Raw genomic sequence first — 22,690 nt, 5'->3', positions numbered from 1 at the left:
TAATCTGTTCAGGCAGAAAGCATTGGCACCGACGTACCAACACACAAAGGGTCTGTCCCCGTCACGGGAAGCACACCTGGCATCGCTTTATTCCGTACCGCCCGAACCTTGAGAGGCTCAAAACCGCGGGACCGGCGTTTATAGGCGCGAAGTTTGCCATAAACATTGGGTTTTGGCGCCATTTGCAGGATCAAACGCTGTGGGACTGTGGGGCTGTGATCACCGAGATCCCTGTAGGAGCTGTCGAGTGAAACGAGGCTGCGATCTTTTGATTTTGTTTTTTAAAAGCAAGATCAAAAGATCGCAGCCTCGTTTCACTCGACAGCTCCTACAGGGATTGCGGTGACCGGTGATCGGATCAGGGTTCGACCTGGGTCCATTGCTTGTTCAGGCGCTTGTCGGAGATCGGCACTTTAGTCCCCAGTTGCTGGGCGAACAGCGAGACCCGGTATTCCTCCAGCCACCAGCGATAGAGCTCCAGTTGCGGATCGCGTTTTCCTTCCTGGGCGTGCTTGCTGGCGCGGGTCTGATATTGCGTCCACAGGCCAGACAACTCACCACTCCAGACCCGATCCCGCTGCACCTGAGCGCCGATTTTCTCGAAGCGTTGCTCGACGGCCTTCAGGTAACGCGGCAATTCCTTGAGCCACTGCATCGGCGTTTCCCGGACAAACCCCGGATACACCAGGTGGCTGAGCTGCTGCTTGATGTCGTTCAGGGCCACGGCTTGGGCCAGATCAATCTTGCCCTTGAAGCGTTTTTGCAGACCGTGCCAGAGCTTGAGAATCTCCAGGGTCAACTTGGCCAGGCGCTCGGCGTGCTCGGTCCAGCCACCGCGCTTGCGCTCGGCCAACGAGGCCAGCCCGGCGCCATCGCGGGGCAACGGGTCTTCGCCGTCGAGAATGCAGCTGTCGAGGCTGGCCAGCAGAATGTCTTCGACCAAGGCATCGATGCGCCCCAATTCGCGGTACATCAGGCCCAGTTCGGTCAGCCCCGGCAGCTTGCCGCGCAGGAATTTAGCCGGCTCGGCCAGTTGCTGCATCAACAAACGCTGCAAGGCGCGGCGATGCTGGAACTCGGCTTCGGCCGGGGTCGAAAAACGTCCTTCCTTGACCGTGCCGCTCTCTTCCACCAGCGCCGGATACACCGTCATCGATAGCCCGGCGATCTTCTGCTGGGTTTTCTCGGCGACGGCGGCAAACACTTTCGGCTCCACCGGTTGCTGGTTTTTCGCGGTTTGCGGCACGGCCAACGCGGCCTGACTGGCTTCGGCAAAACGCGCGGTCAGTTCGGCCAGGTCTCGCCCTTCGCCCAAGAACTTGCCTTGACCATCGACGATTTCCAGATTCATCCGCAAATGACTGTCGACCTGTTGCGAAGCTTCCGCCCACGCCTCATCACTGACCCGCGCCCCCGTCATCCGCAGCAGTTCGCGGCCCAACGCCTGCGGCAACGAGCCCTCGGCGAAGGTCATGCGCTGCAACGCCGCTTTGACGAAGTCCGGCACCGGCACAAAATTCTTGCGCAGGGCCTTGGGCAGGTTGCGTACCAGCGCAATGCACTTGGCCTCGATCACGCCCGGCACCAGCCATTCCAGACGTTCCGGCGGCAGCATCGGCAACAACGGCGCCGGCACCCGCAGGGTCACGCCGTCGCGCGGGTGATTCGGCTCGAAGTGGTAACTCAGGGCCAGTTCCAGATCGCCGATGTGCAAGGTGTCGGGGTAATGCAGCGCGGTGACTTCGCTGGCCTCGCGGGCCAGCACGTCTTCTTCGCGCATGATCAGCAGTTGTGGGTCTTTCTGGCTGTTGACCTTGTACCAACTGTCGAAAGTCGCGGTCTGGTGGATCTCCGCCGGCAATCGCGCATCGTAGAAGGCGAACAGGGTTTCTTCGTCAGCCAGAATGTCGCGACGCCGGGCCTTGGCTTCCAGTTCGTCGAGCTGTTCCAGCAATTGCGCATTGGCCGACAAGCATTTGGCCTTGGACTGAATCTCACCGCGCACCAGGCCTTCGCGAATGAAAAACTCACGGGACACCACCGGGTCAATCGGCCCGTAATGCACCGGCCGGCGACCGACCACGATCAGCCCGAACAAGGTGATCTGCTCGAAGGCCACGACCTGGCCGCGCTTTTTCTCCCAGTGCGGTTCGAAGTGGTTTTTCTTGATCAGGTGCCCGGCCAGCGGTTCGATCCAGTCGGAATCGATCTTGGCGACCATCCGCGCGTAGAGCTTGGTGGTTTCCACCAGTTCGGCGGTCATCAGCCATTGCGGACGCTTCTTGCCCAGCCCGGAGGACGGATGAATCCAGAAACGCCGCTGACGGGCGCCGAGGTAATCGCCTTCATCGGTTTTCTGGCCGATCTGGCTGAGCAGGCCCGAGAGCACGGCTTTGTGCAGTTTCGGGTAATCCGCCGGCTCTTTGTTGAGGCTGAGCTGCATGTCGCGGCAGATCAGGCTCAGCTGGCGATGGGAGTCGCGCCACTCGCGCAAGCGCAAGTAGTTGAGGAAGTTCTTGCGGCACCAGTTGCGCAACGGACTGGCCGTCAGCGCCTGGCGCTGCTCTTCAAAACCACGCCACAGATTGACCAGCCCGGCGAAGTCCGAGTCCACGTCTTTCCACTGTGCGTGGGCCTGATCCGCCGCTTGCTGACGCTCCGGTGGACGCTCGCGCGGGTCCTGGATCGACATGGCGCTGGCGACGATCAGCACTTCCTGCAAGCTGCCGAGTTTCGCCGCTTCCAGCAGCATGCGGCCCATGCGCGGGTCCACCGGCAGGCGCGCCAACTGGCGACCGAGCGGCGTCAGCTGGCTATTGCGGTCCACCGCCGAGAGTTCTTGCAGCAGGTTGAAACCGTCGCTGATGGCCTTGCCATCCGGCGGCTCGATAAACGGGAAGTCGGTGATCTCGCCGAGGCGCAGATGCAGCATCTGCAAAATCACCGCCGCGAGGTTGGTCCGCAGGATTTCCGGGTCAGTAAATTCCGGACGACCGATGAAGTCTTCTTCGCCATAGAGGCGGATGCAAATGCCCGGTTCGACCCGTCCGCATCGGCCTTTACGCTGGTTGGCGCTGGCCTGGGAAATGGCTTCGATGGGCAGACGCTGGACCTTGGCGCGGTAGCTGTAGCGGCTGATGCGTGCGGTGCCGCTGTCGATCACGTAACGGATGCCCGGCACGGTCAGTGAGGTTTCCGCGACGTTAGTCGCCAGCACCACGCGACGGCCTGGGTGCGACTGGAAAATCCGCTGCTGTTCGGCCGGCGACAACCGCGCGTACAGCGGCAGAATCTCGGTGTGCTTGAGCTGGGCCTTGCGCAGCATGTCGGCGGCGTCGCGAATCTCGCGCTCGCCGGGCAGGAACACCAGCACATCGCCGGGGCTCTTGCGCTCGCTGCGTTCGAACGCGGCGATTTCGTCGAGGGTGGCGAGGATCGCCTGATCCACGGTCAAGTCGTCCTCGACGCGGTTGCCCTCCTCGTCCTGCTCCAGGGTCAGCGGGCGATACCAGGTTTCCACCGGGAAGGTGCGGCCGGAGACTTCGACGATCGGCGCGTCATCGAAGTGCTTCGAGAAGCGCTCCAGGTCGATGGTCGCCGAGGTGATGATGACTTTCAGGTCCGGGCGGCGCGGCAGCAGGGTTTTCAGGTAACCGAGCAGGAAATCGATGTTGAGGCTGCGTTCGTGGGCTTCGTCGACGATGATCGTGTCGTAGCGTTCGAGGTAGCGGTCGTTCTGGGTTTCCGCCAGCAGGATGCCGTCGGTCATCAGTTTGATCAGGGTGTTGGAATCGCTCTGATCCTCGAACCGCACCTGATAGCCGACCAGCGCGCCCAACGGCGTCGCCAATTCTTCGGCCACCCGGCTGGCCACGCTGCGCGCAGCGATTCGACGCGGTTGGGTGTGGCCGATCAGGCCATGCTGGCCTCGGCCGATTTCCAGGCAGATCTTCGGCAACTGGGTGGTTTTACCCGAGCCGGTTTCACCGGCAATGATCAGCACCTGATGCTTGAGCAGCGCTTCCTTGATTTCATCGCGCTTGGCGGCGATCGGCAAACTGTCGTCGTAACGAATCACCGGCAGGCTGGCACGCCGCGCCAATACCTGATCACAGGACGCCTGCATGCGCGTCACCCACTGGGCCAGCTTGGCCTCGTCAGGTTTCTTGCGCAGCTCAAGCAACTGCCGCCGCAGCCGGTGGCGGTCGGCGAGCATGGCGTGATCGAGGTTTTTCAGCAGTTTGTCGATGGAAGGCGATTCGTCAGTCATCAGGTACGCAATTCAGTCGTCTAGTGGCGCAAGGACGCGATTGTCGCAGATTTGGCGGACGAACGAGATCCTTGTGGGGACTGTGTAGGAGCTGTGTAGGAGCTGTCGAGTGAAACGAGGCTGCGATCTTTTGATCTTGATCTTAAAAAACAAGATCAAAAGATCGCAGCCTCGTTTCACTCGACAGCTCCTACAGGCTCCTACCCAGCTCGGGGTTATTCGTTATCGAGGCCTTTGCGGCGATACGGGAACACGTCAATCACTTTGCCCGCACGGATGGCTTCCTGGAGGCTTTTCCAGTAATCGGCGTTGTACAACTCGCCGTGCAGCTGATCGAACAGCTTGCGTTGCCCCGAATCGGCAAACAAAAACGGTGGAAACTCTTCAGGAAACACATCCAGCGGCCCGATCGAGTACCACGGTTCGGACGCCATTTCATCTTCCGGCGTACGCGGTTGCGGGATGTGGCGGAAGTTGGCCTCCGTCAGGAAGCAAATCTCGTCATAGTCATAAAACACCACGCGACCGTGCCGGGTGACACCGAAGTTCTTCAACAGCATGTCGCCGGGAAAGATGTTAGCCGCCGCCAGTTGCTTGATCGCCAGACCGTAATCCTCCAGCGCCTCGCGCACCTGCGCCTCGTTGGCGTTTTCCAGGTACAGGTTCAGCGGCGTCATCCGCCGTTCGGTCCAGCAGTGGCGGATCAGCACCGTGTCGTCTTCGACCGACACCGTGGACGCAGCCACTTCAAGCAATTCTTCCAGGCACGCTGGGTCGAACTTGCTCAACGGGAAGCGAAAATCGGCGAATTCCTGGGTATCGGCCATGCGCCCGACCCGGTCGACGCTTTTCACCAAACGGTATTTTTCAATGACCGTGGCGCGGTCGACGTTTTTCGACGGCGAAAAACGGTCCTTGATGATTTTGAACACGGTGTTGAAACCCGGCAGCGTGAACACGCTCATCACCATGCCGCGCACACCGGGGGCCATGATGAACTGGTCGTCGGTGTTGGCCAGGTGATTGATCAGCGCCCGGTAGAACTCGGACTTGCCGTGCTTGTAAAAGCCGATCGAGGTGTACAGCTCGGCGATGTGCTTGCCCGGCAGGATCCGCCGCAGGAAGCCGATAAACTCCGCCGGCACCGGCACATCCACCATGAAATACGAACGGGTGAACGAGAAGATGATCGACACGTCCGCTTCATCGGTGATCAACGCATCGATCTGAATCCCGCGACCTTCACGGTGCAACAGCGGAATCACCAGCGGCCATTGTTCGTCCCGGGTGTAGATGCGCCCCACCAGGTACGCGCCCTTGTTGCGGTAGAGCACCGAGGAAAACAGCTCGACGCTCAATTCCGGGTCCTTGCACACCCAGTCCGGCAGGTTCTCGCGCAGTTGCGCTTCGAGGCGGTGCAGGTCGCCGGCCAGGTCGGCGTAATCCTCGCTGAAGCTGTAATCGGCAAAAATGCTCGCAAGCATGCCGGACAACTGGCCCTGAGGCTTGTAGGTCCGGGTTTGCGCGGCGCGGGCCCGGCGCAGACTGGGCCGGGTGGTGTGAATGAACATGCAGCCGTCGCTGATCAGGTCATGGCTGAACAGGCCGCAGAAAATCGAGTTGTACCAGGTCTCGGACAGTTCATCGTCGAAACGCAGGTCGATCAGGGTGATGTAAGCGCTTTTGACCAGCGGCCAGCAACTGACGTCCAGCGTGTCGGCGTCAAACGCGATGCGCAACCGCTCCACCGTTTCGCTGACTTTTTCTTCGTACAGATTGATCCGTGCCGCCGAGGCGACCTGCGCCTCCTGCCACTGGGCCTGCTCGAAGCGGGCCCGGGCGCCGTCGGTGATCTGACGGAAATGCTCGCGGTAATCGTCAAAGCCATCGAGGATCATTCGGGCGATGTCGGCGGCTGGCCATTGCTGCGGCATGGTGAGACCTCTGCGGGAATTCGTGAGCCCTGAGCTTAGCCAGTGAACCGGGTGCAGGAGAAGCGTAATTTTCGGCTCGGGTTAAATGCTCGTTTTTCGGTTGCCATGGATCAGGCGCTCGGCAACACTCTCGTCCCCATCAAGGAAGGAGTGCACCGTGAGCCCTGTCGATATTTTCCGTTTGCTGTCGCTGGCAGCGATCTGGGGTGCGAGCTTTCTGTTCATGCGCATCATCGCCCCGGTGATTGGCACAATTCCCACTGCCTTTTTCCGCGTGTCGATCGCCGCAACCGGCTTGCTGGTGATCCTCGGGCTGATGCGCATCAGCTGGGATTTCAAAGGCAAGCTCAAGACGGTGATGCTGCTCGGGGTGATCAACTCCGGGATTCCGGCGACCCTCTATTCCGTGGCCGCCCAAGTGCTGCCGGCGGGTTATTCGGCGATTTTCAATGCCACCACGCCGCTGATGGGCGTGTTGATTGGCGGGCTGTTCTTCCATGAAAAACTCACCGCCGCCAAGCTTGGCGGGGTGTTTCTCGGGTTGTTCGGCGTTGGCGTCCTGACCCGCGCCGGTCCGGTGGCGTTCGACATGGAATTGCTGATGGGCGCCGTCGCCTGCTTGCTTGCCACCACCTGTTACGGCTTTGCCGGGTTCCTCGCGCGTCGCTGGCTCGATCACGCGGGCGGTCTGGACAGTCGTCTTTCGGCGCTGGGCAGCATGCTCGGGGCCACGCTGTTCCTGTTGCCGTTGTTCGGCTACAGCGTGATCAGCCAGCCACCGGCAAGCTGGGGTGGCTGGAATGTCTGGTTGTCGTTGCTGGGGTTGGGGCTGGTGTGTACGGCGCTGGCGTACATCATTTACTTCCGCCTGCTCAGCTCGATCGGGCCAGTGAGGTCGATGACCACGACGTTCCTGATCCCGCCGTTCGGGGTGTTGTGGGGCGCGCTGTTGCTGGATGAGCCGTTGTCGATGGCGCATATCTATGGCGGGGTGTTGATTGGGGCGGCGTTGTGGCTGGTGTTGAAGCCTTCGGTGGTGAAGGCTGCGGCGGTGGCTGCCAAGTAGATTATTGGTGCAGCTGATGACGCCTTCGCGAGCAAGCCCGCTCCCACATTGGATCTTTGTCGTTACGCAAATCCAATGTGGGAGCGGGCTTGCTCGCGAAGGCGATGATTCAGGCACTACAAGGCTGACTGACTCACCTCGCCATCCACCAACCGCCGAATCCCCAGCGGATTGGCGTTCTGCAACGCCTCGGGCAGCAGCGCATCTGGATAATTCTGGAAGCACACCGGCCGCAGGAACCGGTCAATCGCCAACGTCCCCACCGACGTCCCGCGCGAATCCGACGTCGCCGGATACGGCCCGCCATGCACCATCGCCTCACACACCTCGACCCCGGTCGGATAGCCATTGAGCAGAATTCGCCCGACCTTTTCCTGCAGCAACTCCGCCAGCCAGCGGTAATCGAGCAATTCGTCCGCCTCGCCAATCAGCGTCGCCGTCAATTGCCCGCGCAGGCCGTGCAACGCTGCGGTCAACTGCGCTTGGTCTTCAACCTCGATGACGATGGTGGTCGGCCCGAACACTTCTTCCTGAAGCAGTTCATCGCCCTTGAGCAACAAGCTGACGTCCGCCTTGAACACCTGCGGTTGCGCCTGATTGCCTTGTTGCGGCTTGCCCGCCAGGTGCGTCAGCCCCGGATGTTCGTGCAACGCCCCAAGGCCCAGGCCGTAACTGACCAGTGCGCCGGCATTGAGCATCGTCTGCGCCGGTTGCTGGTTCATGCTGGCGCAGAACGTTTCCAGAAACTGGCTGAACTGCGGCGAGCGCACACCGATGACCAAACCGGGATTGGTGCAGAACTGCCCGCAACCCAACGTCACCGACCCGGCGAGCTGCGTTGCGATTTGCTCACCGCGCACCTTGAGCGCTTCGGGCAGCAGGAACACCGGGTTGATGCTCGACATCTCGGCAAACACCGGGATCGGTTGCGGCCGGGTCGCGGCCATGTGGCTCAGGGCATTACCGCCCTTGAGCGAACCGGTGAAGCCCACCGCCTGTATCGCCGGGTGCTTGACCAGCCATTCACCGACACCTGCGCCATAAATCATGTTGAACACGCCGGGCGGCATTTCAGTGCGTTCGGCAGCGCGGATGATCGCGTCTGCGACCCACTCGGCCGTCGCCATGTGACCGCTGTGGGCCTTGAACACCACCGGGCAACCGGCGGCCAGCGCCGAAGCGGTGTCGCCACCCGCCGTCGAAAAGGCGAGCGGAAAGTTACTGGCGCCGAATACCGCAACCGGGCCGATGGCGATGCGGTACTGGCGCAGATCCGGACGCGGTAACGGCTGCCGATCCGGCAATGCGCGATCGATGCGTGCACCGTAGAAATCGCCGCGCCGCAGGACCTTGGCGAACAAACGCATCTGGCCACTGGTGCGTCCGCGCTCACCCTGGATACGCCCGGCCGGCAGTGCGGTTTCGCGGCACACGGTAGCGACGAAGTCATCGCCCAGGGCATCGATTTCATCAGCGATGGCATCGAGGAACAACGCACGTTTTTCCGCGCTGAGGTTGCGGTAGACCGGGTAGGCAGCGGCCGCAGCGTTGGCGGCCGCGTCCACTTCCGCTTCGGTGGCCTGGAAAAAACGGCCCGGCAGCGCTTCGCCCGTCGTGGCATCGAGGCTTTGTAGCTGCTGCGTGCCGTTGGCGCTGCGGCCGCCGCCGATGTAGTTGTGTCCGAGTAGCGTGGTCATGGGTGATTCCTTGACCGGCCGACAGCGCCGGTGATTGAAGACTTAAAGCGCACGCACCTGGCCGATGGCCAACGGCTGGGCGCTTTCGCCGATACCGTTTTCCAGTGGCGCACCGAACTCATCGAGGCTGATCTGGAAGCGATCCCCCGGCTGGGTTTTTACCCCGTCGGCAAACGACAACGTGGCGGTGCCGAAGTAATGCACGTGAACGTCGCCGGGGCGCAAAAACTGCGCGTACTTGAAGTGGTGGAATTCGAGGTTGGCGAGGCTGTGGCACATGTTGTCTTCGCCGCTGAGAAACTCTTTTTCCCAGAGCGTTTCGCCGTTGCGAATGATGCGGCTGGTGCCGGCCAGGTGCCGGGGCAATTCGCCGACGCGCAGCTCCGGACCGTAGGCGCAGAAGCGCAGTTTCGAATGGGCGAGGTACAGGTAGTTGCGGCGCTCCATCACATGGTCGGAGAACTCGTTGCCCAAGGCGTAACCGACGCGGTACGGCTGGCCGTCGTCGCCGATCACGTAGAGGCCGGTCAGCTCCGGTTCTTCGCCAGCGTCTTCGGCAAACGGCGGCACCGGGAAGTCCGCGCCGGGGCGCACGACGATGCTGCCGTCACCTTTGTAGAACCATTCCGGTTGCGCGCCGACCTGCCCGGCCGCCGGTTTGCCACCCTCCAGGCCCCACTTGAAAATGCGCATGGTGTCGGTCATGCCAGCTTCCACCGCGCCTTCCTGCTGGTGCATCTTGTCCCGCGCCGAGGCGCTGCCCAAATGGGTCAGGCCGGTGCCGCTGATCAGGCAATGCGCCGGGTCTTCGTGGTCCAGTGGCGGCAGGACTTTACCCTGCTGCAACAGTTGGGCGTAATCCGGGCCCGGTTCGGTGCCGCGTTGGGCGACTTCTTCTTGCAGGCTGCGTTGGGCGCGGATCGCCGCAAGGGCCAGTTCACGGGTGCTGCGGGTGCCTTTGAGCACCTGGACCTGCGAGCCTTCCACCAAGCCCACCTGGCGTTCACCGGCAGTGTTTTCAAATTGAATCAGGCGCATGACGGCCTCCACAAAGTCAGGGATTTGGGTCACTCGATGATGTTGAAGTCGCTCAAATACTCATCGGAGATTTCCAGGCCCAGGCCCGGTTTGTCGTCATCGAGCTGGATGTAACCGTTCACCGGTTGTGGCTCGCCCTTGAACACGTAGTAGAAGAGTTCGTTGCCGACCTCGACGTCGAACACCGGGAAGAACTCGGCCATCGGCGAGGCGGTGGTGGACATGGTCAGGTGGTAGTTGTGCATTTGCCCGGCGTGCGGGATCACTGGCACCGACCAGGCTTCTGCCAGGGCGTTGATCTTGCGCGCGGCGGTGATGCCGCCGACACGGTTGGTGTCGTACTGGATCACGTCGACGGCGCGGCGTTCCAGCAGGTCTTTGAAGCCGTACGACGTGAATTCATGCTCGCCGCCGGAGATCGGCATGATCCCCATTTTTTTCAGCTCGACGTAACCCTCGATGTCATCGGCGATCACCGGTTCTTCGAGCCAGCGCGGTTCGAACTCGGCGAGTTTGGGCAACATGCGTCGGGCATATTCCAGGGTCCAGCCCATGTAGCATTCGAGCATGATGTCGATGTCGGGACCGGCCAGTTCACGCAGGGCACGCACTTGCTCGATATTCTTGCGCATGCCGGCCGGGCCGTCTTTCGGGCCGTAGCCGAAGCGCATTTTCAGCGCGGTGAAACCCTGGTTCAGGTAGCCCTGGGCTTCTTCGAGAAACAGGTCGAGGTTGTCATTGGCGTAGAGCTTGGAGGCGTAGGTCCAGATCTTTTCTTTGGTGCGCCCGCCGAGCAACTTGAACACCGGCTTGTTCACCGCTTTGCCCATGATGTCCCAGATGGCGATGTCGATCGCCGAGATCGCCGCCATGCCGATGCCTTTGCGGCCCCAGGCGTGGCTCTGGCGGTACATTTTCTGCCAGATGTATTCGTTGTCGAACGGGTCTTCGCCAATCGCAATCGGCGCCAGATAGGTGTCGATGATCTCCTTGGCCACGCGTGGCGCCAGGGCGCAGTTACCGATGCCGACGAGACCGGTGTCGGTCTCGACTTCCACCACCAGCCAGCCGTGGAAACGGAACGAGCCCATGGCGTCGCCACGCTCGAACAGGATGTCACTGGCGTTGGTGCAGAAGTGCGCCTGAGGGGGAACGACTTTGCCTTTCCACTCGAAAACGCGGGTACGGATGGCTTTGATTTTCATGGATACGGATTCCTTGCGCTGCCGGCTTTTTGTAGTTGTTGAGTCGCTGCGCAGAGCCGCTCGGGGTGGCGGATTCCGGCATTCGATGGAGCGACTTTAGCCAGCGCCCGGGGGGTGCGGATAATCACTTATGCGTATCCGGCGATAACCTGGGGTGATCGCATACAGCGGATATTGCGTGAACAAGGTTATGGCTACACACCAAACAACTGTGGGAGCGGGCTTGCTCGCGAAGAGGCCGGGTCAGTCGACATGGATGCCGCCTGATCCACCGCTTTCGCGAGCAGGCTCGCTCCCACAAGGGTTTTGCATTGATCACAACATCGAGCAACACCACCAGTCACTGTGGGGGCGGGCTTGCTCGCGAAGAGGCCGGGTCAGTCGACATGGATGCCGCCTGATACACCGCTTTCGCGAGCAAGCCCGCTCCCACAAGGGTTTTGCATTGATCACAACATCGAGCAACACCACCAGTCACTGTGGGAGCGGGCTTGCTCGCGAAGAGGCCGGGTCAGTCGACATGGATGCCGCCTGATACACCGCTTTCGCGAGCAGGCTCGCTCCCACAAGGGTTTTGCATTGATCACAACATCGAGCAACACCACCAGTCACTGTGGGAGCGGGCTTGCTCGCGAAGAGGCCGGGTCAGTCGACATGGATGCCGCCTGATCCACCGCTTTCGCGAGCAGGCTCGCTCCCACAAGGGTTTTGCATTGATCACAACATCGAGCAACACCACCAGTCACTGTGGGAGCGGGCTTGCTCGCGAAGAGGCCGGGTCAGTCGACATAGATGCCGCCTGATCCACCGCTTTCGCGAGCAGGCTCGCTCCCACAAGGGTTTTGCATTGATCACAACATCGAGCAACACCACCAGTCACTGTGGGAGCGGGCTTGCTCGCGAAGAGGCCGGGTCAGTCGACATGGATGCCGCCTGATCCACCGCTTTCGCGAGCAAGCCCGCTCCCACAGGGGATTGCGTTGTTTTCAGTAGTTGTTGACGCCCATCCGGCAGGCGATTTCGAACGCCTGGCGGATCGCGCCGACGTTGGCCTTGCCCTGCCCGGTGATGTCGAAGGCGGTGCCGTGGGCCGGGGTGGTGATCGGGATTGGCAAGCCGCCCTGCACCGTCACTCCACGGGAGAAGCCCATCAACTTGATCGCGATCTGCCCTTGGTCGTGATACATGGTCACCACCGCGTCAAAGGCACTGGCATCGCCCTGAACCTTGAGGAAAATCGTGTCGGCCGGATACGGTCCTTCGGCCGCAATCCCCAATCCCTGGGCCGAACGAACAGCCGGGCCGATGATGTCCAGTTCTTCGCGCCCGAACGAGCCATTGTCGCCATTGTGCGGGTTCAAGCCGCACACGCCGATGCGCGGTTTTTCCAGGCCGTTGCGCTTGAGCGCGGTGTCGATCAGCTGGATCGCTTCCACCACCCGCGTCTGGGTCAGCATGCCCGGCACTTCGGCCAGTGCCACGTGCGAGGTCACACGCGAAGTCCAGAGGTTGTCGAGCACGTTGAATTCGCAGAACGGCCCATGGAAATCCAGCAGCTCGGCGAACCAGTGCAGTTCATCGCTGTGGGCCATGCCGGCCATGTGCAGCGAGGTCTTGTTCAGCGGCCCGAACAGCACCGCATCGGTGGTCTCGGCCTCGGTCAGGCGCAGGGCCTGTTCCAGGGTGTCAAGGCTGTAGCGCCCGCCGATGACACTGGCTTCACTGCGCGGAAATTCACCGACGGTGTCGCCGCGAAAGTCGTAGAACAGCGGCGTGTCATCGACAAACGACAGCTGATCCAGCGACTCCACGCGACGGTAAGGAAACTCCGTCCCGGCGATGCGCATGCCACGGCGCATTTCGGCCTCGTCGGCGATCAGGATCACATTGGCCTGGCTGCGCACTTGAGGTTCCGCCAGCAGGCGTGCGATCAGTTCCGGACCGATGCCCGCCGGGTCACCCAGCACCATCGCGATGGTTGTCTTGTTCATGCTTCACTCCTCAAGGGTTCAGGCCATTGGCGGTCAATGGCGCAAGGCTCGCAGCGATAAACCCGCTGCGCGTTGCTGTAGAACAGTCGCTCCTGATCGGCAGTTGGCAGATCAGCAACGATGGATTTGAAACCGCTGTAGATGTCGTCGAACGAGCCGCACAGGCTGTCCACCGGAAAGTTGCTGGCGAACATCGCCCGGTCTGTGCCGAACATGGCGATCACTTCACGCACGATCCAGGCGTTGTCCTTGGCGCGCCATGCCTGGCCCTTCTGGCCGAGGCCGGAAATCTTCACCTGCACGTTCGGCCATTGGGCCAGCCGCGCCATCGCCAGACGCCAACCGGCCAGGCCTTCGGCGCTGCGGTCATTGGGCAACCCGGTGTGGTTGAGAATCAGCGTGGTGCCGGGAAAGTCCCGGGCCAGCCGTTCCGCCTCGTGCAGATTCCACCAAGGCGTCTGCAAGTCGAAATGCAACCCCAACCCCTCCAGTGCAGCAAAACTGCGTCGCCAGTGTTCGTCGCTCATCAGGCTGCGCACATGGCCCACCTGCGCAGGCGAAGTCGGTCCGCCCGGTTTGTGGCGCACGCTGCGCACACACTTGAAGCTCGCTTGTTCACTCAGTACCGCGATGGCGTCCGAGTGATCGAGCCAGGCCTGCGCCACGATCGCATTGGGTACGCCGTAGCGGGCCGTCAGGCTTTCGATGAACACGGTTTCGCCAATCGGGTCTTGCGGGTCCCATTCGGTCTCGACGTACACCGTTTGCACGACTTTATGAGGGCCGGCGTCAGCGAAGTAATCCTCTGGAAAATAGCGCCGCTTGATCGCGCTGTAATCGCCATAGCGAAACGGGATATTGGCCTCGGGCGCCAGCCACGGATGGTCGTTGATCGTCGGGTCCCAGAAGTGATGATGGGCATCAATGATCGGGCCGTTCCATGCTCTGTCAGATAAGTGTTCACCCATTACGCACCTCGTCGAGACTGATGAACAACGTCGCCAGCACAAAGACTGCCGAACACACCGCAAAGAACCCCAGCACCGGCGCAAAACCTCCGGTCATCTGCAGAATGATCCCCACCAGGATCGGCACCGCGATACCGCCAGTGCTGCCCGCCATGTTCATCACGCCACCAATCAAGCCGACCCGCGCCGGTGCCGCCAGCAACGCCGGGAAGCTCCAGTAGAGGCTGCCCCACATCAGGAAAAACGCGGTCATGGCCAACAACGCCACGGCCGCAAAAGGATTGCTCAGGGTCGGCAGCAACAGGAAGGCGCCGAGGGCGACCACACCGGAAAACGCCAGCAGGCTCTTGACCGCCACGCCACGGCTCACACCCTTGCGGATCAGCCCGTCGCAGAGGAAACCACCAGTCAGCGAACCCAGTGCGCCGCAGACGAAGATCACGAAAGTGGCCGCGCCGATGCCCTTGATATCAAAGCCGCGAGCCTGCGCCAGATAGCTCGGACCCCAGGTCAGCAAACCGAAATACACCATCGCCCAACTGGCCCGGCCGATCAGCAAACCGCTGAGGGAGCGAGCTGCAATCCCCAGGCCTTTGACCGGCACCCGCGCGGCTTCGGCTGCAGGTGTCGCGCGCCCGGCGTTGATCTTCTGCAGTTCTTCGGCATTCACTTGCGGGTGAGTGGCCGGGTCATCCCGCAGATAACGCCGCGCCAGCCAGGCCAGCACCAGGGTCGCGATGCCGGCGATCACAAAGGCCAGGCGCCACGAATCCAGGGAAGCAATCAGGTAGGCAATAATCAACCCGCCGAGCGCCACGCCCAACGGGCTGCCACTGTCCATCAGCACCGCGCCGCGACTGCGCTCGCTCGGCGCCAGCCACAGGGAAATCAGCTTGCCGCCTGACGGGAACAACGGCGCCTCGGCGGCACCGAGTGCAACCCGGGCGAACAACAATGACAAGCCGCCCGTGGCAAACGCCGCGAGTACTTGAAAGGTGCCCCACAATCCGGTGGACCAACTGATGACCCGATGCGGGCCGAAGCGGTCGATCAGCCAGCCGCCAGGAATCTGCAACAGCGCATACGCCCAGAAGAAACTGCTGAGGATCAGCCCTTGCATGCTCGGCGACAGGGAAAACTCATGGGCGATGGTCGGCATCGCGATCGACAGCGACACCCGGTCGATCAGGTTGACCATGGTCAGCGCGAAGATGATCGCGAAGATCCGCCAGCGTACGCCGCTGGCTTTGGTGGCGCTGGTCAGCGCAGTGGCCGCTGGCTGGACACCTGCGCCGGGCAGATGCAGGGAAGCACTGGGACGAGCCATGGTGCGTACCTCGATTTATTATTTTTGTGAATACCGTGCGCCGCCTGTTTGTGCCGCGCTGATGAGCACTATCGAAGGCTCAGTGATAACCGTCTAATCAATGATTGAGATACGGCGATAGCCTCGGGTTATGGCATACCCTGTTTTCAGGGGGGTTTCACGGTAGGTCGCCTGTATCGACTTTCCTCTCAAAAGGCTCTGGCGCAAAGCCTTCAGCGACAATCGCTGATTTGTCCGCCTCGACCTATAACCGCAGGCTATCGGTGTATGTTTTGTTTTGACTAGACGCCGGGGCGGCCCCTTCCCACACTCAGGCCAGGCTTGCAGCTTTTGAGCACCGACAAGTCATTCATAACAATTACAAAAAACGAGGCCTTCCATGCGAAATGCATTCGTCCGTCGCACATCCCGTCTGTTTCTTGGCTGCACGTTGATCGCCGCTGGCGCCCTCCCCGCGCTTGCCAACGCTGCCTGGCAGCCGGACAAGAACGTCGAAATCGTCGTCGCCGGAGGCCCCGGTGGCGGCACTGACCAACTCGGTCGGCTGATCCAGTCGATCATCACCACCCACAAGTTTCTCGACGTTAATACCATCGTCCTTAACAAGGGCGGCGGCAACGGCGCCGAAGCCTTCCTCGACCTGAAAATGAACAAGGGCGATCCGGAAAAACTGGTGATCGGCACCAACAACATCTACCTGTTGCCGCTGGTTTCCAAGCTCGGCTATCAATGGCAGGAACTGACCCCGGTTGCCGCCGTCGCCGAGGACGATTTCATTCTCTGGAGCTACAAGGATGCGCCGTGGAAAGACGCCAAAGGCTTCTACGCGGCGGTCAAGGCTGACCCGTCGAACCTGCGCATGGGCGGTAGCCAGTCCAAGGATGTCGACCAGACCCTGACCCTGCTGCTGAACCAGACCAACAACAGCAAACTGGTGTACATCCCCTTCAAGAGCGGCAGCGAAGCCGCGACCCAACTGGCCGGCAAACACATCGCCGCCAACGTCAACAACCCCAGCGAAAGCATCAGCCAATGGCGCGGTGACCAGGTCGAGCCGCTTTGCGTGTTCAGTAAGGAGCGCATGAGCTATACCGATAAGGTCGCTGGCGATAAATCCTGGGCCGATGTCCCGACTTGCCACGAACAGGGCCTGGGCATCGATCAGTACCGCTTCCCGCGCACCGTGTTCATGCCCGGCGACGTCACCGCCGAACAGCGTGCGTTCTATGTCGAGCTGATGCGCAAAGTCACCGAGACCCCGGAGTTCAAGGCTTACGTCAAGCAGAACGCGCTGGTGCCGACCTTCCTCGAAGGCGAGCCGCTGACCGCCTACATTGAGAAAGACACCGCCCGCGTCACGCCGGTGTTCAAAGAAGCCGGCTGGTTGAAAAACTGAGTTGTTCACGGCCGTCCGCGAGCGCACGGCCGTCACCTCTGGAGGTGCTTTCATGTCCCATTCTTCGGATTCACCGGCGCTGGTCGGTACCCGCTGGGTCGAACTCGGCCTGACACTCTTCACCACGCTGATCGGCGCGGTGGTGATGTACGGCAGTCTCGAACAAGGTATCGGCTGGGGCGATTCCGGCCCTGAGCCGGGTTATTTTCCCTTCTACATTGGCCTGATGCTGAGCGCCGCCAGCGTGGGCAACGGCGTGTTGACCGTGGTGCGCTGGCACGCCCTGAGCATTGCATTTGTCAGCCGCAGTGCATTCAAACAAGTGCTGTCGGTGTTCATCCCAATTGCGCTGTTCGTCGGTGCGATGCCGTTCACCGGCATCTACGTGGCGTCGGCCTGTTTCATCGCCTGGTTCATGTGGCGAGACAAGGTGCGCGTCAAGCCGTACGGCAAGTTGATGATCGGCACCGTGTCCCTTGGCGCAGTGCTGGCCAGCTACCTGATTTTCGCGCTGTGGTTCAAGGTCCCGCTGGATGCCGGCCCGATGGGCGACTGGATTAGCCTGGCCGGGAGAAGTTTCAAATGAGCGAATTCGATTCCCTGCTGCAAGGCATGAACCTGATCCTGACCCCGGGCCACATCGGCCTGATGGTGATCGGCGTGCTGCTGGGCATTCTGGTCGGCGTATTGCCCGGCCTCGGCGCCCCCAATGGCGTGGCGTTGCTGCTGCCGCTGACCTTCACTATGTCGCCGGTGTCGGCGATCATTTTGCTGTCGTGCATGTATTGGGGCGCGTTGTTCGGCGGCTCGATCACCTCGATTCTATTCAACATCCCCGGTGAGCCCTCATCGGTGGCGACCACGTTCGACGGCTACCCGATGGCCCGCGAAGGCCGCGCCGCCGAAGCGTTGACCGCGGCATTCAGCTCGGCGCTGATCGGCGCCCTGGCCGGTGTGTTGCTGCTGACCTTCCTGTCGACCAAGATCGCCGCGTTCGCCATGTCGTTCAGTTCGCCGGAGTTCTTCGCGGTGTACCTGTTGGCGTTCTGCACCTTCATCGGCATGAGCAAGAACCCGCCACTGAAAACCGTGGTCGCGATGATGATCGGCTTCGCCATGGCAGCAGTCGGCATGGACACCGTGTCCGGCAACCTGCGTCTGACCTTCGACCAACCCGCCTTGATGACTGGCATCAGTTTTGAAGTGGCGGTGATCGGTTTGTTCGGCATCGGCGAAATCCTCTGCACCGTCGAGGAAGGCCTGGTGTTTCGCGGCGAGCATGCGCGCATCACGCCGATGATTATCCTGCGCACCTGGGCCAAGTTGCCTCGCTACTGGTGGACGATTGTGCGCAGCACGCTGGTCGGTTGCTGGATGGGCATCACGCCCGGCGGGCCAACGGCAGCTTCGTTCATGAGCTACAGCCTGGCGCGGCGTTTCTCGAAAAACCGCGAGAACTTCGGCAAGGGTGAACTCGAAGGCGTCATCGCTCCGGAAACCGCTGACCACGCCGCCGGCACCAGTGCCTTGCTGCCGATGCTGACCCTCGGCATTCCGGGTTCGGCCACGGCGGCAGTGATGCTCGGCGGCTTGATGATCTGGGGCCTGCATCCTGGCCCGACGTTGTTCGTCGAGCAGCACGATTTCGTCTGGGGCCTGATCGCCAGCATGTACCTCGGTAACGTGGTGAGTCTGATTGTGGTGTTGGCCACTGTGCCGCTGTTCGCCTCGATCCTGCGCATTCCGTTCTCGATCATTGCGCCGATCATCATCATGGTCTGCGCCATCGGTGCCTACTCGGTGCACAACTCGTTCGTCGACGTGGTGTTGATGCTGGGCTTCGGCGCGCTGGGTTACCTGTTCAAGAAACTCGGTTACCCGATTGCGCCGCTGGTGTTGGCGGCGGTACTGGGCGACAAGGCGGAAGATGCGTTCCGTCAGTCGATGCTGTTCTCCGACGGCCACTTGGGCATCTTCTGGTCCAACCCGTTGGTGGGCTGCCTGACCACGGCGGCGCTGCTGATGCTGTTCTGGCCGCTGATTACCAAGGTGCTGGGCACCCTGATGGGCCTGCGCAAGCCTCAGGTCGCCAAGCCTAAATCGGTGCTGTGACACGGCAATGCTGGCAACGCCTGACATTTGTTGTCAGGCTTGCCGCAGTCCTTATTGCGAGCACGGCCACATGACCCGAATTCCTGCTGCCAATGTGATCCACAGCCGACTGCGTCTGCGCCAACTGCGGCTGATGCTGGCGTTACAGGAATTCGGCTCGTTGCGCCGCGCCGCCGACCACATCGGCATGACCCAGCCGGCCGCCACCAAGATGTTGCACGAAGCCGAGGACTTGCTCGGCGTCGAGCTCTTCGAACGCCTGCCTCGGGGCATGCGCTCCACCCCGTTCGGGGAAACCGTCATCTACTACGCACGCATGGTGTTTGCCGAACTCAGCGGCATGCGCGAAGAACTGGTCGCGCTCGAATCCGGCAACCTTGGCCGGGTCGCGGTCGGTGCGATTCCGGCGCTGGCCTCCGGGCTGTTGACCCGCACCATCGCAACCCTGAAACAAAGCCATCCACGGCTGTCGATGAGCATTCAGGTCGACACCAGCGACGTGCTGGTGCAGGCGCTGTTACAGGATCAACTGGATATCGTTCTGGGCCGGATCCCGGTGGGCGCGCGGGCGGAGGAGTTGCTGTTCGACAGCCTCGGCGAAGAAGCCTTGTGCGTCATATCCGGCGCACAGAACCCATTGGCGAAGGAGAAAAACCTGAGCTGGGCAGAGTTGCAGAACATGACCTGGGTGCTGCAACAGCAACCGAGCCCGATGCGCGCGATCATCAATCAGGTGTTCCACAATGCGCGGGTCGACATCCCCAGCAGCATCGTCGAAACCACGTCGATCATGACCTTGCTCTCGTTGATCCAGCAGACCGACATGCTTGGCGTCACGCCGGTGTCGGTGGTGGAGGATTATCCGGGGCGTGATTTGCTGGCGGTGTTGCCGATCAAGTTCGAGGCACGGCTGCCACCGTATGGGCTGATCACGCGGCGGCATCGCATTCAGTCATCGGCGATGCAGGCGTTCATGAATTCGGTACGGGCCGAGCATGCGCTGACCAAATAACATTTTTTCTGTTTGGGGTACCTATCCGTTTTTTGGTAACGGCGGCTATTGGTTCCGCCCATACGGCGAGCTCAAGCACACACATTCCTAGGCACACCCATCCCCCTGTAGGAGCTGTCGAGTGAAACGAGGCTGCGATCTTTTGATCTTGATCTTTCAGAGGCCGAACGCACGTATTGCGTAGTTTGGACAAAGCAACGGCAAGATCAAAAGATCGCAGCCTCGTTTCACTCGACAGCTCCTACAGGAAGTGGGGGTACGCGCGCTGTTCACCACTCAACAGGCCGAGCGTTAGCTCGCCTGCCGCTTTTGATCTTGATGCACCGCCCCATCGAGAGGCCGAGCGGAGGTTCTGCGCAGTGGGCAACCCGGCATGGATGCCGGGTTAGCCGCCCCCGGCCATGGATGGCCGATGGCCGATGGCGGCGGGTCCACGGAGCAGGACCGGAGCGAGGGCATGCCGAGCCTAAGCGAGGCACCGAACGAAAGGGGCAAAAGCGCTTTGGTTACTTTCGCGCTTTTCGAAAGTGACTCGCCGTAAGGGCGAAACCAATAACCGCCGTTACCAAAACAACGGATATGCCCCCGACACCCTTACCCTGTCTTACGGAATACAAACACCAGACCGACAATAATCAGCACCATCCCAAGCAGGCTCAATGCCGCCAGCCGATTGCCAAAAATCAGATAGTCCATCACCGCAGTCACCGCCGGCACCAGGTAAAACAGACTGGTGACATTCACCAGATTGTCCCGTGCGATCAAGCGATACAGCAACAACGTCGCCAGCACCGACACCACCAACCCCATCCACAACACCGGCACGAAAAACCCGCTGCTGTGTTCAAAATGAAACGGCTGGAACGGCACAAAAATCCCGCAGAGCAACAGCCCCGCCAGATACTGCACCGGCAGCGTGCCGAGCGGATTGTCGGTGATCCGCTTCTGCATGATCGAGCCGAACGTCATGCTCGCCAGCGCCAGCAAACCGAAGAGCATCCCGGCCAGCGACATGCCGGCCAGACCAATGCCCTGGTAAACCACCATGATCAACCCGGCCAGGCCCAGCGCCAGACCGAACAGTCGGCTGGCCGAACGCTGCCGCTCCATAATCACCACCGTGAGAATCGGCTGCACGCCCATGATCGTCGCCATCACGCCCGGGGTGACTTTCAGGTCCAGGGCCAGCAGATAGAAAATCTGATAAGCCCCCAGCAACACCACACCCGTGGCCATCGCATACAACATCGGCTTGCCGCCCTTGGGCATTTTCAGCTTGAGCAACGGCACCAACAGCAGCAATCCGCACAAGGCGATGACAAAGCGAATCAGCAGAAAGGCAAAAGGTGATGCGTGGGCCAGGCCCCATTTGGAGAAGATCGCCCCGCTGCTCCACAGCAGAACGAACAGGCTCGTGGACGCCGCCGCGAGCGCGGATTTTTTCGAAAGGACAAACATGAATACCACCTGTAGTCAGGCAAGAAGCCAACTCAGCCGAAGCTGAAATTCAGTAGTTTTTCAGGCGGGCACGGGACACAGCAAAGAAAAGCTGATCAGCCCGAAAAGCCAACGCCCGGCGGTGATACGACTGCGTACACCGGCGTGCTACTGACAGGTGGGGGGTAATGACTGATCTGCGCAGGCTGCTGAATCCCGCACGGCACGACGCCAGCGTTGACCGCTGAATCGACTACCGCGTTGATAAGGGAAGCTGGCATGGGCTGATCTTTTTTGATGGGGTGGACGGTGGGGTAAGAGAATCACCGAGCGCCGACTATAACCAACGGCTGACATGGATTGCAATGACTTGGACAAAGGGCCAGTAACGACAGCACGTGCGGCTCAATTTACCTTGGAGGGAAATACAAACGCCCGATAGTAGGGACATGGAATGCAAGAGATCACATGCCAAGGGAACGGACTCAACTTCGGTATCAGCTGTACAGATCCAGGGCTCGAAAACTGGCCAATCTTTCTATAACTGAGCAAGACGCCGAACTGGCGCCAAATAGCACTCGAAACAATGATTTAGCGAGCGTTCGATTCGAAGCGATCAATGCGGAGGCTTTAACTGCGTTCAGCCTCTGGGATGAACCACACTTTTCATGGAACGAGGTCATTGCATGGAAGGCGAAAGAGCCCATGGCACTGGATCTGGCTATCTGGTTCGGACTCGAACTATGCGGGTTGTGCTTTGCCAACCCCAACAACAGCAGACTTCGAGTCAGGATTGTCCGGCTGGAAGGGAAACCAGGCAGGCCGCGTCGCCTCAAGAATCGTATAGCTCCATTGGCCCTGATCGCCGTCGAACATTACGCACGAATTATCGGCAGCACGCTGATAGAAATTCAGGAGCCGGCAGAAGGCGCGATCCCAATTTATCAAAATCTCGGTTTCGAGTTCGACAAGGAAGACCGTCTTGTGATGGCAATAGGGAGCGACTAGTATCGTGAAAACTGTTCAATTCAAGATCAAAAATGGAGGCAATATGCGAGCGCGCGCTAAAAAGTCTTCCGTCCAAGGTGAATCGCCCAAGGCAGAAAAAAAACCCATGCCGACAAAGCTTTCCGCCAATCAACTTCGCTTTTTGAAAGCAGCTTTGACAGGTACTCACATCGACGAACCAGACCTGTTAGCGGGACATCCCTAGTTCTGTCTAACAAAAAAACCGCTC

At 60.7% G+C, this 22,690-nt stretch carries 17 protein-coding genes; 7 read left to right on the top strand and 10 right to left on the bottom strand.

The window, feature by feature from the left end; genetic code table 11:
* Positions 1-358: 358 nt before the first annotated feature.
* Together hrpA and aceK are read right to left on the bottom strand one after the other, a co-directional pair.
* Complete coding sequence (hrpA, locus tag ACA049_RS07535; protein WP_497334349.1) at positions 359-4,270, bottom strand: ATP-dependent RNA helicase HrpA; 3,912 nt, start codon at positions 4,268-4,270, stop codon at positions 359-361.
* A 215-nt stretch (positions 4,271-4,485) separates the two neighbouring features.
* Positions 4,486-6,204, bottom strand: coding sequence for a bifunctional isocitrate dehydrogenase kinase/phosphatase (gene aceK, locus ACA049_RS07530; protein ID WP_497334347.1), 1,719 nt, complete (start codon positions 6,202-6,204; stop codon positions 4,486-4,488).
* A 157-nt stretch (positions 6,205-6,361) separates the two neighbouring features.
* Between aceK and ACA049_RS07525 the strand changes: the two genes are divergently transcribed.
* Positions 6,362-7,270: a DMT family transporter gene (locus ACA049_RS07525; RefSeq protein ID WP_497334345.1), complete on the top strand. Its 909-nt coding sequence runs from the start codon at positions 6,362-6,364 to the stop codon at positions 7,268-7,270.
* Between the two features lie 116 nt (positions 7,271-7,386).
* On the opposite strand, the gene ACA049_RS07520 is transcribed toward ACA049_RS07525, so the two are convergent.
* From ACA049_RS07520 to ACA049_RS07495, 6 genes are all read right to left on the bottom strand, one after another.
* Positions 7,387-8,967, bottom strand: coding sequence for an aldehyde dehydrogenase (NADP(+)) (locus ACA049_RS07520; protein ID WP_497334343.1), 1,581 nt, complete (start codon positions 8,965-8,967; stop codon positions 7,387-7,389).
* A 42-nt stretch (positions 8,968-9,009) separates the two neighbouring features.
* Positions 9,010-10,005 (bottom strand): AraD1 family protein, encoded by a 996-nt coding sequence (gene araD1 / locus ACA049_RS07515; protein ID WP_497334341.1) that lies wholly within the window; start codon positions 10,003-10,005, stop codon positions 9,010-9,012.
* Between the two features lie 29 nt (positions 10,006-10,034).
* The gene (locus tag ACA049_RS07510) at positions 10,035-11,210 is read right to left on the bottom strand and encodes an L-rhamnonate dehydratase (RefSeq protein WP_497334339.1); all 1,176 of its coding nucleotides are present in this window, start codon (positions 11,208-11,210) and stop codon (positions 10,035-10,037) included.
* Positions 11,211-12,196: 986 nt separating this feature from the next.
* Complete coding sequence (locus tag ACA049_RS07505) at positions 12,197-13,201, bottom strand: 4-hydroxythreonine-4-phosphate dehydrogenase PdxA (RefSeq protein WP_497334337.1); 1,005 nt, start codon at positions 13,199-13,201, stop codon at positions 12,197-12,199.
* Entirely contained in the window at positions 13,198-14,169 is a 972-nt protein-coding gene (locus ACA049_RS07500; protein WP_497334335.1) for an amidohydrolase family protein, read from the bottom strand. Before ACA049_RS07500 ends, ACA049_RS07505 begins: the two co-directional genes overlap by 4 nt.
* Complete coding sequence (locus ACA049_RS07495; protein ID WP_497334333.1) at positions 14,162-15,496, bottom strand: MFS transporter; 1,335 nt, start codon at positions 15,494-15,496, stop codon at positions 14,162-14,164. Before ACA049_RS07495 ends, ACA049_RS07500 begins: the two co-directional genes overlap by 8 nt.
* A gap of 379 nt (positions 15,497-15,875) precedes the next feature.
* Here ACA049_RS07495 and ACA049_RS07490 point away from each other — a divergent pair, with 379 nt between their 5' ends.
* The 4 genes from ACA049_RS07490 (at position 15,876) to ACA049_RS07475 (ending at position 20,016) form a co-directional block, all read left to right on the top strand.
* Positions 15,876-16,892, top strand: coding sequence for a Bug family tripartite tricarboxylate transporter substrate binding protein (locus tag ACA049_RS07490; RefSeq protein ID WP_497334331.1), 1,017 nt, complete (start codon positions 15,876-15,878; stop codon positions 16,890-16,892).
* Between the two features lie 52 nt (positions 16,893-16,944).
* Positions 16,945-17,478: a tripartite tricarboxylate transporter TctB family protein gene (locus ACA049_RS07485; protein ID WP_497334329.1), complete on the top strand. Its 534-nt coding sequence runs from the start codon at positions 16,945-16,947 to the stop codon at positions 17,476-17,478.
* Positions 17,475-19,004: a tripartite tricarboxylate transporter permease gene (locus ACA049_RS07480; protein ID WP_497334327.1), complete on the top strand. Its 1,530-nt coding sequence runs from the start codon at positions 17,475-17,477 to the stop codon at positions 19,002-19,004. Before ACA049_RS07485 ends, ACA049_RS07480 begins: the two co-directional genes overlap by 4 nt.
* Positions 19,005-19,074: 70 nt before the next feature.
* A complete protein-coding gene (locus ACA049_RS07475; protein ID WP_497334325.1) occupies positions 19,075-20,016 on the top strand; it encodes a LysR family transcriptional regulator in 942 nt (313 codons plus the stop codon).
* 594 nt (positions 20,017-20,610) lie between these two features.
* On the opposite strand, the gene ACA049_RS07470 is transcribed toward ACA049_RS07475, so the two are convergent.
* Positions 20,611-21,474: a DMT family transporter gene (locus tag ACA049_RS07470; protein WP_497334323.1), complete on the bottom strand. Its 864-nt coding sequence runs from the start codon at positions 21,472-21,474 to the stop codon at positions 20,611-20,613.
* Positions 21,475-21,569: 95 nt separating this feature from the next.
* Positions 21,570-21,734 carry a hypothetical protein gene (locus tag ACA049_RS07465; RefSeq protein ID WP_497334321.1) on the bottom strand — a complete coding sequence of 55 codons (165 nt, stop codon included), beginning with the start codon at positions 21,732-21,734 and terminating at the stop codon, positions 21,570-21,572.
* 187 nt (positions 21,735-21,921) lie between these two features.
* Between ACA049_RS07465 and ACA049_RS07460 the strand changes: the two genes are divergently transcribed.
* Both ACA049_RS07460 and ACA049_RS07455 read left to right on the top strand, forming a co-directional pair.
* Positions 21,922-22,461, top strand: a complete 540-nt coding sequence (locus ACA049_RS07460; protein ID WP_497334319.1) for a hypothetical protein — start codon at positions 21,922-21,924, stop codon at positions 22,459-22,461.
* A 4-nt stretch (positions 22,462-22,465) separates the two neighbouring features.
* On the top strand, positions 22,466-22,666 hold the full coding sequence (locus ACA049_RS07455) for a hypothetical protein (protein WP_497334317.1): 201 nt from the start codon (positions 22,466-22,468) through the stop codon (positions 22,664-22,666).
* The last annotated feature ends 24 nt before the right edge of the window (positions 22,667-22,690 follow it).

Source organism: Pseudomonas sp. LBUM1662 (assembly GCF_059695915.1).
This window is presented reverse-complemented; position numbering and strand designations above follow the sequence as displayed.